This is a genomic window from Pseudomonas sp. GYB4201, assembly GCF_056312595.1.
In genome coordinates this window covers 1-15,855 of sequence record NZ_JBWGIG010000045.1, presented here as the reverse complement: position 1 = coordinate 15,855, position 15,855 = coordinate 1, and the positions used below count along the sequence as shown (strand labels likewise).

The 15,855-nt window shown below is 64.4% G+C and carries 9 protein-coding genes; 7 read left to right on the top strand and 2 right to left on the bottom strand.

What is annotated here, in order from left to right; all coding sequences use genetic code 11:
- Positions 1–239: 239 nt before the first annotated feature.
- Positions 240–5,096: an NAD-glutamate dehydrogenase gene (locus tag AC0Z2B_RS28220; protein ID WP_476301047.1), complete on the top strand. Its 4,857-nt coding sequence runs from the start codon at positions 240–242 to the stop codon at positions 5,094–5,096.
- A 312-nt stretch (positions 5,097–5,408) separates the two neighbouring features.
- On the opposite strand, the gene acnB is transcribed toward AC0Z2B_RS28220, so the two are convergent.
- The gene (acnB, locus tag AC0Z2B_RS28215) at positions 5,409–8,018 is read right to left on the bottom strand and encodes a bifunctional aconitate hydratase 2/2-methylisocitrate dehydratase (RefSeq protein ID WP_476301090.1); all 2,610 of its coding nucleotides are present in this window, start codon (positions 8,016–8,018) and stop codon (positions 5,409–5,411) included.
- Between the two features lie 397 nt (positions 8,019–8,415).
- Here acnB and AC0Z2B_RS28210 point away from each other — a divergent pair, with 397 nt between their 5' ends.
- A complete protein-coding gene (locus tag AC0Z2B_RS28210; protein WP_476301045.1) occupies positions 8,416–8,889 on the top strand; it encodes a DUF1289 domain-containing protein in 474 nt (157 codons plus the stop codon).
- A gap of 97 nt (positions 8,890–8,986) precedes the next feature.
- Here AC0Z2B_RS28210 and AC0Z2B_RS28205 read toward each other — a convergent pair whose 3' ends face one another.
- Positions 8,987–9,847 (bottom strand): universal stress protein, encoded by an 861-nt coding sequence (locus tag AC0Z2B_RS28205; protein WP_476301044.1) that lies wholly within the window; start codon positions 9,845–9,847, stop codon positions 8,987–8,989.
- Between the two features lie 149 nt (positions 9,848–9,996).
- Between AC0Z2B_RS28205 and AC0Z2B_RS28200 the strand changes: the two genes are divergently transcribed.
- The 5 genes from AC0Z2B_RS28200 to AC0Z2B_RS28180 all read left to right on the top strand — a co-directional run bounded on the left by AC0Z2B_RS28200 (position 9,997) and on the right by AC0Z2B_RS28180 (position 15,596).
- Positions 9,997–10,602: a MiaE family protein gene (locus tag AC0Z2B_RS28200; RefSeq protein WP_416425843.1), complete on the top strand. Its 606-nt coding sequence runs from the start codon at positions 9,997–9,999 to the stop codon at positions 10,600–10,602.
- 222 nt (positions 10,603–10,824) lie between these two features.
- Positions 10,825–11,298 (top strand): MarR family winged helix-turn-helix transcriptional regulator, encoded by a 474-nt coding sequence (locus AC0Z2B_RS28195; protein ID WP_416425842.1) that lies wholly within the window; start codon positions 10,825–10,827, stop codon positions 11,296–11,298.
- Positions 11,295–12,770, top strand: a complete 1,476-nt coding sequence (locus tag AC0Z2B_RS28190) for an efflux transporter outer membrane subunit (protein WP_476301041.1) — start codon at positions 11,295–11,297, stop codon at positions 12,768–12,770. Before AC0Z2B_RS28195 ends, AC0Z2B_RS28190 begins: the two co-directional genes overlap by 4 nt.
- Before the next feature lie 14 nt (positions 12,771–12,784).
- Positions 12,785–14,002 carry an EmrA/EmrK family multidrug efflux transporter periplasmic adaptor subunit gene (locus tag AC0Z2B_RS28185; protein WP_473003815.1) on the top strand — a complete coding sequence of 406 codons (1,218 nt, stop codon included), beginning with the start codon at positions 12,785–12,787 and terminating at the stop codon, positions 14,000–14,002.
- Between the two features lie 67 nt (positions 14,003–14,069).
- A complete protein-coding gene (locus tag AC0Z2B_RS28180) occupies positions 14,070–15,596 on the top strand; it encodes a DHA2 family efflux MFS transporter permease subunit (protein ID WP_416425838.1) in 1,527 nt (508 codons plus the stop codon).
- The last annotated feature ends 259 nt before the right edge of the window (positions 15,597–15,855 follow it).

Below are 15,855 nucleotides of genomic sequence, written 5' to 3'. Positions count from 1 at the left end.
ACCGAATATGTCGCAGCCCTGCAAGTATCGAAGCTGTTGCACTGGGTAAGCTGGGGAGTCGGCAAGCGGTCCATTTTGGTGCAACGTCCAAGGCACCGGTTCGGACCCTTGCCCTCGATGCCGGCAACCTCCGGTATCGGGTTTTTCCTCCCCTCTTGCGGCGGGTTGGCTATGGTTGATCCCAGAGGGGAACACACGCGACGCTTCATTCAAAAACAAGCCCAAGCGGAGTACCACAGATGGCGTTCTTCACCGCAGCCAGCAAAGCCGACTTCCAGCAACAACTGAAAGCGGCCCTGGCGCAGCACGTTAGCGAGCAGGCCCTGCCACAAGTAGCGCTGTTCGCTGATCAGTTCTTCGGCATCATCTCATTGGACGAACTCACCCAGCGCCGCCTCAGCGACCTGGCCGGCTGTACCCTTTCGGCCTGGCGCCTGCTGGAGCGGTTCGACCACGCCCAGCCCCAGGTAAGGGTGTACAACCCCGATTACGAACGCCACGGCTGGCAATCCACCCACACCGCAGTCGAGGTGCTGCACCACGACCTGCCGTTCCTGGTGGACTCGGTGCGCACCGAGCTCAACCGCCGCGGCTACAGCATCCACACCCTGCAGACCACCGTGCTCAGCGTGCGCCGCGGCGCCGATGGCAGCCTGCAGGAGCTGCTGCCCAAGGGCACCCAGGGCGAGGGCGTGCTGCAGGAATCGCTGATGTACCTGGAGATCGACCGCTGCGCCAACGCCGCCGAGCTCAAGCTGCTGGCCAAGGAGTTGGAGCAGGTGCTGGTGGAAGTGCGCGTGGCCGTGGCCGATTTCGAGCCGATGAAGGCCAAGGTCCGCGAAGTGCTGCAACTGGTGGACCAGAGCCCCTATGGGGTGGATGAAGAGGAAAAGGCCGAGGTCAAGACCTTCCTGGAATGGCTGGTGGCCAACCATTTCACCTTCCTGGGCTATGAAGAATTCGTGGTGGCCAACGACGCCGACGGCGGCCACCTGGTGTACGACGAAAGCTCGTTCCTGGGCCTGACCCGCCTGCTGCGCGCCGGCCTCAGCGCCGATGACCTGCGCATCGAAGACTATGCCGTCAACTACCTGAACGAACCGCTGCTGCTGTCCTTCGCCAAGGCCGCGCACCCCAGCCGCGTGCACCGCCCGGCTTACCCGGACTACGTCTCGGTGCGCCAGCTGGACGCCAACGGCCGGGTCATCAAGGAATGCCGCTTCATGGGCCTGTACACCTCCACGGTGTACGGCGAGAGTGTCCGGCAGATCCCGTACATTCGCCGCAAGGTCGCCGAGATCGAGCGCCGCTCGGGCTTCGATCCCAAGGCGCACCTGGGCAAGGAACTGGCCCAGGTGGTGGAAGTTCTGCCCCGCGACGACCTGTTCCAGACCCCGGTGGACGAGCTGTTCACCACCGTGATGTCCATCGTGCAGATCCAGGAGCGCAACAAGATCCGCGTGTTCCTGCGCAAGGACCCGTACGGGCGCTTCTGCTACTGCCTGGCCTACGTACCGCGTGACGTCTACTCCACCGAGGTCCGGCAGAAGATCCAGCAGGTGCTGATGGACCGCCTCAAGGCCAGCGACTGCGAGTTCTGGACCTTCTTCTCGGAATCGGTACTGGCGCGGGTGCAGTTGATCCTGCGCGTGGACCCCAAGAACCGCATCGACATCGACCCGCTGCAGCTGGAAAACGAAGTGGTGCAGGCTTGCCGTTCGTGGCAGGACGACTACGCCAGCCTGACCGTCGAGGCGTTCGGCGAGGCCCACGGCACCAACGTGCTGGCCGACTTCCCGAAAGGCTTCCCGGCCGGCTACCGCGAGCGCTTCGCCGCGCATTCGGCGGTGGTCGACATGCAGCACCTGCTGGCCCTGAACGACAAGCGCCCGCTGGTGATGAGCTTCTACCAGCCGCTGGCGCAGACCGGCAGGCAGCAGCTGCACTGCAAGCTGTACCACGCCGACACGCCGCTGGCGCTGTCCGACGTGCTGCCGATCCTGGAAAACCTCGGCCTGCGGGTGCTGGGCGAGTTCCCGTACCGCCTGCGCCACACCAATGGCCGCGAGTTCTGGATTCATGACTTCGCCTTCACCGCTGCCGAAGGCCTGGACCTGGACATCCAGCAGCTCAACGACACCCTGCAGGACGCTTTCGTCCACATCGTGCAGGGCGACGCCGAGAACGATGCCTTCAACCGCCTGGTGCTGACCGCCGGCCTGCCGTGGCGCGACGTGGCGCTGCTGCGTGCCTACGCCCGCTACCTGAAGCAGATCCGCCTGGGCTTCGACCTGGGCTACATCGCCAGCACCCTGAACAACCACACCGACATCGCCCGCGAGCTGACCCGGCTGTTCAAGACCCGTTTCTACCTGGCGCGCAAGCTCACCGGCGAAGACCTCGACGACAAGCAGCAACGCCTGGAGCAGGCCATCCTCACGGCGCTGGACGACGTGCAGGTGCTCAACGAGGACCGCATCCTGCGGCGCTACCTGGACCTGATCAAGGCCACCTTGCGCACCAACTTCTACCAACCTGACGCCAACGGTCACGCCAAGTCGTACTTCAGCTTCAAGTTCAACCCCAAGTTGATTCCCGAGCTGCCCAAGCCGGTGCCCAAGTTCGAGATCTTCGTCTACAGCCCGCGCGTCGAAGGCGTGCACCTGCGTTTCGGCAACGTCGCCCGTGGCGGCCTGCGCTGGTCGGACCGCGAGGAAGACTTCCGCACCGAGGTGCTGGGCCTGGTAAAAGCCCAGCAGGTGAAGAACTCGGTGATCCTGCCCGTGGGCGCCAAGGGCGGCTTCCTGCCGCGGCGCCTGCCCCTGGGCGGCAGCCGTGACGATATCCAGGCCGAGGGCATCGCCTGCTACCGCCTGTTCATCTCGGGCCTGTTGGACATCACCGACAACCTCAAGGACGGCGGCGTGGTGCCGCCAGCCAACGTGGTGCGCCACGACGACGATGACCCCTACCTGGTGGTGGCCGCCGACAAGGGTACGGCGACCTTCTCCGACATCGCCAACGGCATTGCCATCGACTACGGCTTCTGGCTGGGCGACGCCTTCGCCTCGGGCGGTTCGGCCGGCTACGACCACAAGAAAATGGGCATCACCGCCAAGGGTGCGTGGGTGGGCGTGCAGCGCCACTTCCGCGAACGCGGCATCAATGTGCAACAGGACGTGACCACGGTGATCGGCATCGGCGACATGGCCGGCGACGTGTTCGGCAACGGCCTGCTGATGTCCGACAAACTGCAGCTGGTGGCCGCCTTCAACCACCTGCACATCTTCATCGACCCCAACCCGGACCCGGCCAGCAGCTTCGCCGAGCGCCAGCGCCTGTTCGACCTGCCGCGCTCGGCCTGGAGCGACTACAACACGGCGCTCATGTCCGGGGGCGGCGGTATCTTCCCGCGCAGCGCCAAGAGCATCGCCATCAGCCCGCAGATGAAGCAACGCTTCGACATCCAGGCGGACAAACTGACGCCTACCGAACTGCTGAACGCCCTGCTGAAGGCGCCGGTAGACCTGCTGTGGAACGGCGGCATCGGCACCTACGTCAAGGCCAGCAGCGAGTCCCATGCCGACGTGGGCGACAAGGCCAACGACGCCCTGCGCGTGAACGGCAACGAGCTGCGTTGCAAGGTGGTGGGCGAGGGCGGCAACCTGGGCATGACCCAGCTGGGGCGCGTGGAGTTCGGCCTGCTGGGCGGTGCCACCAACACCGACTTCATCGACAACGCCGGTGGCGTGGACTGCTCCGACCACGAGGTCAACATCAAGATCCTGCTCAACGAAGCGGTGCAGGCCGGCGACATGACCGAGAAGCAGCGCAACCTGCTGCTGGGCAGCATGACCGATGAGGTCGGCCACCTGGTGCTGGGCAACAACTACAAGCAGACCCAGGCCCTGTCCCTGGCCGCGCGCCGTGCCTACGAGCGCCTGGCCGAGTACAAGCGCCTGATGGCTGACCTGGAAAGCCGCGGCAAGCTGGACCGTGCCATCGAGTTCCTGCCGTCCGAGGAGCAGCTGGTGGAGCGCGTGGCGAACAACCAGGGCCTGACCCGGGCCGAGCTGTCGGTGCTGATTTCCTACAGCAAGATCGACCTCAAGGAAGCCCTGCTCAAGTCCCAGGTGCCGGACGACGACTACTTGACCCGCGACATGGAAACCGCGTTCCCGCCGTCGCTGGTCAGCAAGTACGCCGAGTCCATGCGCCGCCACCGCCTGAAGCGCGAGATCGTCAGCACCCAGATCGCCAACGACCTGGTCAACAACATGGGTATCACCTTCGTGCAGCGGCTGAAGGAGTCCACCGGCATGAGCCCGGCCAACGTCGCCGGTGCCTACGTGATTGTGCGCGACATCTTCCACCTGCCGCACTGGTTCCGCCAGATCGAGGCGCTGGACTACCAGGTGGCCGCCGAGGTGCAGTTGGCGCTGATGGATGAGCTGATGCGCCTGGGCCGCCGTGCCACGCGCTGGTTCCTGCGCAGCCGCCGCAACGAGCAGGACGCCGGTCGCGACGTGGCGCACTTCGGACCGCACATCGCGGCCCTGGGCCTAAAACTGGACGAACTGCTGGAAGGCCCCACCCGCGAGGTCTGGCAGACCCGCTACCAGGGGTACGTCGAGGCTGGCGTGCCGGAACTGCTGGCGCGCATGGTGGCGGGCACCAGCCACCTGTACACCCTGCTGCCGATCATTGAGGCCTCGGACGTCACCGGTCACAACGCTGCGGAAGTGGCGCGGGCGTTCTTCGCCGTGGGCAGTTCCCTGGACCTGAACTGGTACCTGCAGCAGATCAGCAGCCTGCCGGTGGAAAACAACTGGCAGGCCCTGGCCCGCGAGGCATTCCGCGACGACATCGACTTCCAGCAGCGGGCGATCACCATTTCCGTGCTGCAGATGGCCGATGGCCCGGCGGACATGGACGCGCGCGTGGAGCTGTGGACCGAGCAGCACAAGAACATGGTGGTACGCTGGCGCGCCATGCTTGAAGAGTTGAAAGCCGCCACGGGTACCGATTACGCCATGTATGCAGTGGCGAACCGGGAATTGATGGACTTGGCGTTGAGCGGTACGTCCAACCCGTAAGCTTGCCTGGCTCATGAAAAAACCCGTCGCTTGCGACGGGTTTTTTTTGGCTGCACGCCCTGGGTGTGGCCAGCTGGCGGCCGCGGTGTTCCTGGACGAACGGGTTTGGGTCCAGACGCAGCCTGGCGGCAGCTGCTACGCAGATCACTTGTAGCCGCTGGCGAAGCCTGCGCTGGCCCTGGTCCACGCCGAAGATCCGCATTTACTAGCCGAGACCGTTGCTGCTACATCCGTCGTAACGTGCCACGGCCAGCCTTGCGACCATAAAAAAACCCCGTCACCAGGACGGGGTTTTTTTATTGCCGGTCGGGCTTAGGCCTGAACCACCGGAATGTTCGCGCTGGCAGCAGCCTCGCGGAATTCGGCGATCTGGTCGAAGCTCAGGTAGCGGTAAACGTCGGCAGCCATGCTGTCGATGTTCGTCGCGTACTCCATGTACTCCTCGACGGTTGGCAGCTTGCCCAGGATCGAGGCAACGGCAGCCAGTTCGGCGGAGGCCAGGAACACGTTGGCACCATCGCCCAGGCGGTTCGGGAAGTTACGAGTCGAGGTCGACACCACGGTGCTGTTCGGCTCAACGCGTGCCTGGTTACCCATGCACAGCGAGCAGCCTGGCATTTCCATGCGCGCGCCAGCCTTGCCGTAGATGCCGTAGTAGCCTTCCTCGGTCAGCTGGTGGGCGTCCATCTTGGTCGGCGGCGACAGCCACAGGCGGGTCGGCAGTTGGCCTTTCACCTGGTCCAGCAGCTTACCGGCAGCGCGGAAGTGACCGATGTTGGTCATGCACGAACCGATGAACACTTCGTCGATCTTCTGGCCTTGAACGGTGGACAGCAGGCGAGCGTCGTCCGGGTCGTTAGGGGCGCAGAGTACTGGCTCCTTGACGTCGGCCAGGTCGATTTCGATGATTTCGGCGTATTCGGCGTCGGCATCGGCGGCCAGCAGTTCAGGGTTGGCCAGCCAGGCTTCCATCGCCTGGGCGCGACGTTCCATGGTGCGCGCATCGCCGTAGCCTTCGCTGATCATCCAGCGCAGCAGGGTGATGTTCGACTTCAGGTACTCGGCGATAGCCTTTTCCGGCAGCTTGATGGTGCAACCAGCGGCGGAACGCTCGGCCGAGGCGTCGGACAGTTCGAATGCCTGTTCAACAGTCAGCTCGTCCAGGCCTTCGATTTCCAGGATGCGACCCGAGAAGGCGTTGATCTTGCCTTTCTTCTCGACGGTCAGCAGGCCTTTCTGGATGCCGTAGTAAGGGATGGCATGTACCAGGTCACGCAGGGTGATGCCCGGTTGCAGCTTGCCCTTGAAGCGCACCAGTACCGACTCCGGCATGTCCAGCGGCATGACGCCGGTGGCTGCGGCGAAGGCGACCAGGCCCGAACCTGCAGGGAACGAGATGCCGATCGGGAAGCGGGTGTGCGAGTCACCACCGGTGCCGACGGTGTCCGGCAGCAGCATGCGGTTCAGCCAGCTGTGGATGATGCCGTCGCCTGGGCGCAGGGAAACGCCGCCGCGGGTGCGGATGAAGTCCGGCAGGGTGTGGTGGGTAACCACGTCGATCGGCTTCGGATAGGCAGCGGTGTGGCAGAACGACTGCATGACCAGGTCAGCGGAGAAGCCCAGGCAGGCCAGGTCTTTCAGCTCGTCGCGGGTCATCGGGCCGGTGGTGTCTTGCGAACCCACGGTGGTCATTTTCGGTTCGCAGTAGGTGCCAGGGCGCACGCCCTTGCCTACTGGCAGGCCGCAGGCCTTGCCGACCATCTTCTGTGCCAGGGTGAAGCCCTTGCCAGTGTCGACCGGCGCTTCCGGCAGCTTGAACAGGTCGGTTGGGCCCAGGCCCAGCTCGGCGCGCGCTTTTTCGGTCAGGCCACGGCCGACGATCAGCGGGATACGGCCGCCGGCGCGGACTTCGTCCAACAGCACCGGGGTTTTCATTTCGAAGGTGGTGATGACTTCGTCGGTACCGTGCTTGCAAACCTTGCCAGCGTGCGGGTACAGGTCGATCACGTCGCCCATGTTGATGTTCGAGACATCGAATTCGATCGGCAGGGCGCCGGCGTCTTCCATGGTGTTGTAGAAGATCGGGGCGATTTTCGAGCCGAAGCAGAAACCACCGGCGCGCTTGTTCGGCACGTAGGGGATGTCGTCGCCGAAGAACCACAGCACCGAGTTGGTCGCCGATTTACGCGACGAACCGGTACCTACCACGTCACCGACGTAGGCGATCGGGAAGCCTTCGCCACGCATCTGCTCGATTTGCTTCATCGGGCCGATGGAGCCTTGCACGTCCGGCACGATACCGTCGCGGGCCATTTTCAGCATGGCCAGGGCGTGCAGCGGGATGTCTGGGCGCGACCAGGCGTCGGGGGCAGGGGACAGGTCGTCGGTGTTGGTTTCGCCGGTGACCTTGAACACGCGCAGGCTGATCTTGTCGGCCAGCACCGGGCGCTTCTTGAACCACTCGCCGTCGGCCCAGGATTGCAGCACGGCCTTGGCGTGTTCGTTGCCGTTCTTGGCTTTTTCAGCCACGTCGTGGAAGGCGTCGAACATCAGCAGGGTGTGCTTGAGCTGTTCGGCGGCAACAGCGGCCAGCTCGGCGCTGTCCAGCAGCTCAACCATGGTGGCGATGTTGTAGCCGCCCTGCATGGTGCCCAGCAGCTCGACGGCACGTTTCTTGTCGATCAGCGGGGAGGTGGCTTCGCCCTTGGCGATGGCGGAGAGGAAGCCGGCCTTCACGTAGGCCGCTTCGTCCACGCCTGGTGGAACGCGGTTGGTGATCAGGTCGACAAGGACGGCTTCTTCGCCAGCCGGAGGATTCTTCAACAGCTCGACCAGGCCGGCTGTTTGTTCGGCGTTAAGCGGCTGGGGCACGATACCCTGGGCGGCACGCTCTTCGATGTGTTTGCGGTAGGCTTCAAGCACAGTTATTACCCTCATCAGTGGTCCCTGTCCGGGACGCTCATCCAGTCACTTCTGCGCCCATGCACCGCACGGCTTCTCGAGCCGATGAGCCGGGGCTGCAGAAATTCCTTGTAGAAGCTGCTTTCAAAGTTTTACGCCTCCAGAACGGGGAGCTGATGAGGGCTGGCGCCAGGTACTTGTGCCTGCAAATACCTGCGCCAACGCCGTTCTGTCGGATAACTGTGCTCGTGACGCTTTGAAAACAGCTTCTAGCGGACATTGGTGCCTAAAAAGGCAGCGTGATTCTACGGCAAAAAAACAAGAAAGGTAAGTTAAGCCCTACCACTTCAGGGGTGATCATCCTTAGACAAAGGGCTAACATGGCCGCCTGTCTTCTTTGTCAAAGCGTTGCCGGCCCATGTCCAATCAGTCCATCAAGACCCCCTGTGTAGGCCTCTGCTCCACGGTTTACGGGGATCTTGTATGCCGCGGCTGCAAGCGTTTCCACCACGAAGTGATCCATTGGAACGGCTACGACGACGACGCCAAGCGCGCCGTGTGGCTGCGCCTGGAGCAGCTGCTGGTGCAGGTGATGGTGGCCAAGCTCGAAGTCTTCGACAAGGACAAGCTGCGCCTTCAGCTGGAGCAACGCAAGATCCGTTTTGTACCCAACCAGTCCGAATACTGCTGGGCCTACCAGTTGATCGCCCGTGGCGCGCGGGTGATCAACCAGCTGGAGGCCTACGGCATGGTCCTGCTGCCCGAATTCCGCGACTGGGAGCTGCCGGAACTGCGCGATGCCATTGATCGGGAATTTTTCCTGCTGTCGGAGGCGCATTACGAGCGCTACATCGCGCCGGGGTTTTTGCAGGATGCTCTGCCGGGCGAATAACCCGTAGCCGCTGCCGAAGGCTGCGCTGGCCCTGTGCTTCACTGGAGATTTTCAGGGCCCACGTTGGCCAGCGCAGCCTGGCGGCAGCGGCTACGGGTTATCCGCGGGCCAACTCTTCCAGGTGCGCGATGATCTCGTCGGTCTTGAGCACCAGCACGTCACTTTCCAGCGCATCCAGCACCACCTCCGCGGTATTGCCGATCAGCGCCCCTGATACGCCGGTGCGGGCCACGGTGCCGATCACGGTGACGGCGGCGTTGAGTTTCTGCGCGGTGAAGGGGATCAACACGTCCGCAGGCCCTTCGGCGATGTGCAGGTGGGCGTCGTCGATGTCAAATTCGGCCTGGAACGCCGCGCACTGTTCGCGGTAGCGCGCCTCGATGGTTTCCTTGAGCTGGAACGCCGGGTCCTTGGCCGACAGCATCGGCGAAGGATGAGCGGCAATCACGTGCAGGTCGCCCTTGGCCAGGCGGGCAATGTCGAAGCCATGTTCGACGATGTTCGCGTGAAGATGCCGGTGTTCGCCGTCGGCATTGCCCACGTCGACCGCCGCCAGGATCACGCCATGGGTCCAGGGTCGCTCGCTTTTCACCATCAGCACCGCGCAGGGGCAGTGGCGCAGCAGCTTCCAGTCGCTGGGCGTGAGCAGGAAACGCTTCAGCGCGCTTTCGTGGCGGTGCTGCTTGATCACCAGGCCGCAGCCTTCGGTCTGTTGCACCTTGATGATGGTCTTCTCCAGGTTGCCATCCCAGGCCTGCTCGGCCGTGGCGCTGAAACCGTCGTCGTGCAACTGGCTCTTGAGCAGGGTCAGCAGGGCGCTGTGGTCCTGGTGGTGGTCGCACATCAACAGGTGCAGGTGCGCCTGGGTGACGCCGGCGATCAGCTTGGCGCGGGTCAGCGCCTGGCTGTGGGCGTGTTCAGGGTCCAGCACCACCAACAGGCTGCGGATGGTTTGCATGACGGTTCTCCCGGGCGGGTAGGGGCAGGTAGGGTTCTACTATAGACAGCCGCCAGTCCGGCCCATTGACCTCTCTCAAGCATAGCGGCTGGCGATCTGCCGTGGGGTCCGTATAATCGCCGGCTTTTGCCCCGCCCCAGGAGTCGAGCATGCTGTCTGAAATCCATGAGTTCCTCGGTTGCAGGACGCCGCAGGCGTGGGTCGACGCAGCCCTGGTGAACCAGGAAACCATGCTGGTGGACCACAAGAACTGCGAGTTCAAGGCCGCCAGCACCGCGCTGAGCCTGATCGCCAAGTACTGCACCCACGCCGACCTGATCAACTTCATGTCGCGCCTGGCCCGTGAAGAGCTGGTGCACCATGAACAGGTGATCCGCCTGATGAAGCGCCGCAACGTCGAACTGCGGCCGCTGAACGCCGGGCGCTATGCCTCGGGCCTGCGCAAGGTGGTGCGCAGCCACGAGCCGGTGAAGCTGGTGGACACGCTGGTGGTTGGCGCGTTCATCGAGGCGCGCAGCTGCGAGCGCTTCGAGGCGCTGGTGCCGCACCTGGACGAAGAGCTGGGCACCTTCTACCACGGCTTGCTGAAGAGCGAGGCGCGGCACTACCAGGGTTACCTGAAGCTGGCGCATCACTACGGTGAGGCCAAGGACATTGCCAAGACCATCGACAAGGTGCGCGAAGTGGAGGCCGACCTGATCCTCAGCCCCGACCCCGAGTTCCGCTTCCACAGCGGCGTGCCTGCCTTCGCCTGACCCCCTGTAGCCGCTGCCGCCAGGCTGCGCTGGCCCCGATGTTCGCTGCAGATTTTCAGTGGACTCGAAGGCCAGCGCAGCCTGCGGCAGCGGCTACGTGTTTGCGCCTAAACTTTTCCTCCCGCCTGTCGTCCGAATACTAAGCAAGCTAATAAATTTATTTGACATTAGCTGCCTAGGCAGTAACATCTTGTATAAATTACTGCCTAGGCAGGCTTCTTGATGAGACATTTCACCCCGGAAAATTTCCAGCGCTGCACCATCGGCCTGCTGCTGGGCCGTGCGTCGCAGGTCAAGGATCGCATCCTGGACACTCACCTGGTGCCCGAAGGTGTGACCTCGGCCCAGTTCAAGGTGTTGATTTTCATTGACATGTACAAGGTCGATACGCCAGCGGAGCTGTGCCGCTACCTGTCTTTGGACAGTGGCTCCATGACCCGCATGCTCGACCGCCTGGAACAGAAAAACCTGATCACGCGCAAGCGCTGCGCCACGGACCGTCGGCAGATCCGCCTGGCACTGACCGCCGAGGGGCATTCCCTGGCGGAGCGCATGCCACACATTGGCGCCGATGCCATGAACGATTTGGTAGGGGTGCTGGAGCCGACCGAACTGGCGGACCTGGAACGAATCTTAACCAAAGTATTGCTGGCGGCCGGGGACACCCTCACCGCCTTGCGGGTAGGTGAAAAATGAGCGGCAAGTCCTTACGCAACCGGTTCAGCTTGGTGTTCCTGGCCATGAGCCTGGCCGGCTGTGCCAATTTCCATGGCCTGAACACCTCGGGCGTGGCCACCGACGCGAAAACCCTGCAGGCCGATGGCACGCTCAAAGGCGTGACTCTGTCGCCTGCCGCCTGGCCGAAAGCCGACTGGTGGAAAAGCCTGGGCGACGAGCAGCTGGACGGTTTGATCCGCGAAGCCCTGCGCGACAGCCCCGACATGCAGGTGGCCGCGGCCCGCGCCCACCAGGCCACTGCTGCCGCCCTGTCAGCGGACGCTGCGCGCATGCCGACCCTGGATGCCTCGGCGGGCGTGGTGCGCGAGCGCCTGCCCAAGGTGCAGGACCCGCAGGGCGTGGGTGGCCTGTACGCCACCGTGCGCGAGGCGCAGTTGTCGTTCAACTATAGTTTCGACCTGTGGGGCGGCCAGCGTGACGCCTGGGAAGCCGCGCTGGGCCAGGCCCGCGCCGCCGAAGTCGACCGCCAGGCAGCCGGGCTTACCCTGGCCGCCGATGTCGCCCGTGCCTACAGTGACCTGGGCCAGGCCTACATCATGGACGACCTGGCCCAGGACGACCTCAAGCGCACCCAGCAGATGCTGAACCTGGGCCAGCGCCGCCTGAAGGCCGGCATCGACAGCGACTACCAGTTCCAGCAGACCGAGAGCCTGGCCGCCAGCTCCCAGGCCTCGGCCGAAGACGCCAAGAAGCGCCTGCAAAGCGCGCGCATCGCCCTGGCGGTGCTGCTGGGCAAGGGCCCGGACCGGGCCAACGAGATCGTCCGGCCGAAAGTGTTGCAGGCCAGCGCCGTGGCGTTGCCATCGGTACTGCCTGCCGAGCTGCTGGGCCGCCGCCCGGACCTGGTGGCCGCGCGCTGGCGCGTGGAGGCTGCGAGCAAGGACGTGGCCGCTGGCAAGACCCGCTTCTACCCCAACCTGAACCTCAGCGCCGCGGCCGGCACCCAGTCGCTGCTGGGTGATTCGCTGTTCGGCAGCGCCAGCCGCCTGCTGAGCATTTCGCCGACGGTGTCGTTGCCGATCTTCGACGGCGGCCGCCTGCGCGCCGACCTCGATGCCCGCGACGCCGACTACGACCTGGCGGTGGCGCAGTACAACAAGAGCCTGGTCAAGGCCCTTGGCGATGTCAGCGACACCATCAACCAGTTGCACGCCATCGACCTGCAGATCAAGGCCCAGGAACGCGCGGCCAGCATCGCCAAGCAGTCCTATGACACCGGCACCCTGCGCTACGGCTCCGGTATCGGCAACTACGTGGACGTGCTGACCATCGAGCAGCAACTGCTGCAGGCACAACGACAACTGGCCAGCCTCAACGCCGAACAGATCGACCTGTCGATCCAGTTGATGCAGGCCCTGGGCGGCGGCTTCTCGGGCGACAGCGTCGCCCAGGCCGCCACTCCTTCCGCACACGCAACGCAGACTGAATAAGCAAGGTATCTGTCATGGCTACTGCCTCCGCTACAAACTCGCCGGACAAGGCTCCGGCAACGGAACAACCCAACGCTGGCAACCCGCGCAAGCGTAAGGTGATGCTGTTCATTCTGCTGTTGCTGGTGATCCTCGGCGGCCTGGCTACCTGGGGCTGGTACGAGGTGTACGGCCGCTGGAACGAAAGCACCGACGACGCCTACGTGAACGGCAACGTGGTGGAAATCACCCCGCTGGTCACCGGCACCGTCACCAGCATCGGCGCCGACGACGGCGACCTGGTGCACGCAGGCCAAGTGCTGCTGGAGTTCGACCCGGCTGACGCCAAGGTCAACCTGCAAAGCGCCCAGGCCAACCTGGCCAAGGCCGTGCGCCAGGTGCGCGGGTTGTACAGCAACGTCGATGGCGCCAAGGCGCAGTTGCTGTCGCGCCAGACCGACCTGAAAAAGGCCCAGGACAACTTCGACCGTCGCCGTACCCTGGCCGCCGGCGGGGCCATTTCCCAGGAAGAACTGAGCCATGCCCGTGACGACCTGAACGCCGCCCAGGCCGCGGTCGCCAACGCCCAGCAGGCGCTCAAGAGCAACACCGCGCTGGTGGATGACACCACCGTGGCCACCCACCCTGACGTGATGGCGGCCGCCGCGCAGCTGCGCCAGGCGTACCTGGCCAACGCCCGTACCACGCTGATCGCGCCGGTGACCGGCTACGTCGCCAAGCGCACCGTGCAGCTGGGCCAACGCATCCAGCCGGGCACCGCGACCATGGCCGTGATCCCGCTGGACCAGATCTGGATCGACGCCAACTTCAAGGAAACCCAGCTGAGCAAGATGCGCATCGGCCAGCCGGTGGACATCACCGCCGACCTGTACGGCAGCGACGTCAAATTCACCGGCACCGTCGACAGCCTGGGCGCCGGCACCGGCAGCGCCTTCGCCCTGCTGCCGGCGCAGAACGCCACCGGCAACTGGATCAAGATCGTCCAGCGCGTACCCGTGCGTATCCACCTGAACCCGGATGAGCTGAAGGACCACCCGCTGCGCATCGGCCTGTCCACCGTGGTCGACGTCAACCTGCACGACCAGAGCGGCCCGGTGCTGGCCCAGCAGCCGCCGCAGAAAGCCTCGTTCAGCACCCAGGTTTATGACCGTCAGCTGGGTGAGGCCGATGACATGATCACCCGCCTGATCCACGACAACAGCGTCGGCGCCGGCAACACCGCCCAACGCTGATTCGCCGATCCACAGGCCCCGTGCGCTCGCGCGGGGCCTGTACGCCTCCAACTTCCAGGGATTTGCGATGAGTAACGCTTCCTTCAAGCCGCCCAGCCTGCTGCTCAGCACCATCGGCCTGTCGCTGGCGACCTTCATGCAGGTGCTCGACACCACCATCGCCAACGTGGCGCTGCCGACCATTTCCGGCAACCTGGGGGTCAGCTCCGAGCAGGGCACCTGGGTCATCACCTCGTTCGCCGTGAGCAACGCCATCGCCTTGCCGCTGACCGGCTGGCTGAGCCGTCGCTTTGGCGAGGTCAAGCTGTTCCTGTGGGCCACCATCCTGTTCGTGCTGGCCTCGTTCCTCTGCGGTATCTCCACGTCGATGCCTGAACTGGTCGGCTTCCGCGTGCTGCAAGGCGTGGTGGCGGGGCCGCTGTACCCCATGACCCAGACGCTGCTGATTGCCGTGTACCCACCGGCGAAAAGGGGGATGGCACTGGCACTGCTGGCCATGGTCACGGTGGTGGCGCCGATTGCGGGGCCGATCCTCGGCGGCTGGATTACCGACAGCTACAGCTGGCCGTGGATCTTCTTCATCAACGTGCCGATTGGTATCTTCGCCTGCCTGGTGGTGCGCCAGCAGCTGGCCGCGCGGCCGGTGGTCACCAGCCGCCAGCCCATGGACTACGTGGGCCTGATTGCCTTGATCATCGGTGTGGGCGCCCTGCAGATCGTGCTCGACAAGGGCAACGACGCTGACTGGTTCGAGTCCAACTTCATCATCATCGGTGCGGTGATCTCGGCGATTGCCCTGGCGTTCTTCGTCATCTGGGAGCTGACCGACGAGCACCCGGTGGTGAACCTGAAGCTGTTCAAGTACCGCAACTTCCGCTTCGGCACCATTGTGCTGATCCTGGGGTACGCGGGCTTCTTCGGCATCAACCTGATCCTGCCCCAGTGGTTGCAGACGCAACTGGGCTACACGGCGACCTGGGCGGGGCTGGCGGTGGCACCGCTGGGTATCCTGCCGGTGCTGATGTCGCCGTTCGTGGGCAAGTACGCCACCAAGTTCGACCTGCGGATCCTGGCAGGGCTGGCGTTCCTGGCCATCGGCACCAGTTGCTTCATGCGGGCCGGTTTCACCAACGAGGTGGACTTCAACCACGTGGCGCTGGTGCAGATGTTCATGGGGATCGGCGTGGCGCTGTTCTTCATGCCGACCCTGACCATCCTGCTGTCGGACCTGCCTCCCAACCAGATCGCCGACGGCTCGGGCCTGGCCACCTTCCTGCGGACCTTGGGCGGCAGCTTCGCGGCGTCGCTGACTACCTGGATCTGGATTCGCCGGGCGGACCAGCACCATGCCTACCTGACCGAAAGCGTGACCGCGTACGATCCGGCTACCCAGCACACCATCCAGCAGATGGGCGGGGCAGGGCTCAAGACCTACCAGCAGCTGGACGGTATCGTCGAGGCGCAGGCGTACATGCTCTCCACCGTGGATTACTTCACGCTGCTGGGCTGGATGTTCATGGGCCTGATTCTGATCGTGTGGCTGGCCAAGCCGCCGTTCGCCGCCAAGGCAGGGCCGGAGGCGGCAGGGCACTGATATCGCCGCCCTGCTACAAAAATCCCGTAGCAGTGGCCGCAGGCCGCGTCTGAATCGCCGCGCCGTTCCAGGAATTTCGCGTGGTAGCCGGACGCGGCCTTTGGCCGCTGCTACGTAGCAGTGGCCGCAGGCCGCGCCTTAACCGCCGTGCCGTTCCAGGACATTTCGCAAGGTAGCCGGACGCGGCCTTTGGCCGCTGCTACGTAGCAGCGGCCGCAGGCCGCGTCTGGATAGCCGGGCCGTTGGAGGGGCTTTAGCG

Bases quoted from the DNA above. Each gene is read 5' to 3' on its own strand.
- AC0Z2B_RS28205 (WP_476301044.1), bottom strand. From the start codon at position 9,847: ATGCAAACCATCCGCAGCCTGTTGGTGGTGCTGGACCCTGAACACGCC.
- AC0Z2B_RS28180 (WP_416425838.1), top strand. From the start codon at position 14,070: ATGAGTAACGCTTCCTTCAAGCCGCCCAGCCTGCTGCTCAGCACCATC.
- AC0Z2B_RS28210 (WP_476301045.1), top strand. From the start codon at position 8,416: ATGTCCAATCAGTCCATCAAGACCCCCTGTGTAGGCCTCTGCTCCACG.
- AC0Z2B_RS28200 (WP_416425843.1), top strand. From the start codon at position 9,997: ATGCTGTCTGAAATCCATGAGTTCCTCGGTTGCAGGACGCCGCAGGCG.
- AC0Z2B_RS28220 (WP_476301047.1), top strand. From the start codon at position 240: ATGGCGTTCTTCACCGCAGCCAGCAAAGCCGACTTCCAGCAACAACTG.
- AC0Z2B_RS28185 (WP_473003815.1), top strand. From the start codon at position 12,785: ATGGCTACTGCCTCCGCTACAAACTCGCCGGACAAGGCTCCGGCAACG.
- AC0Z2B_RS28190 (WP_476301041.1), top strand. From the start codon at position 11,295: ATGAGCGGCAAGTCCTTACGCAACCGGTTCAGCTTGGTGTTCCTGGCC.
- AC0Z2B_RS28195 (WP_416425842.1), top strand. From the start codon at position 10,825: ATGAGACATTTCACCCCGGAAAATTTCCAGCGCTGCACCATCGGCCTG.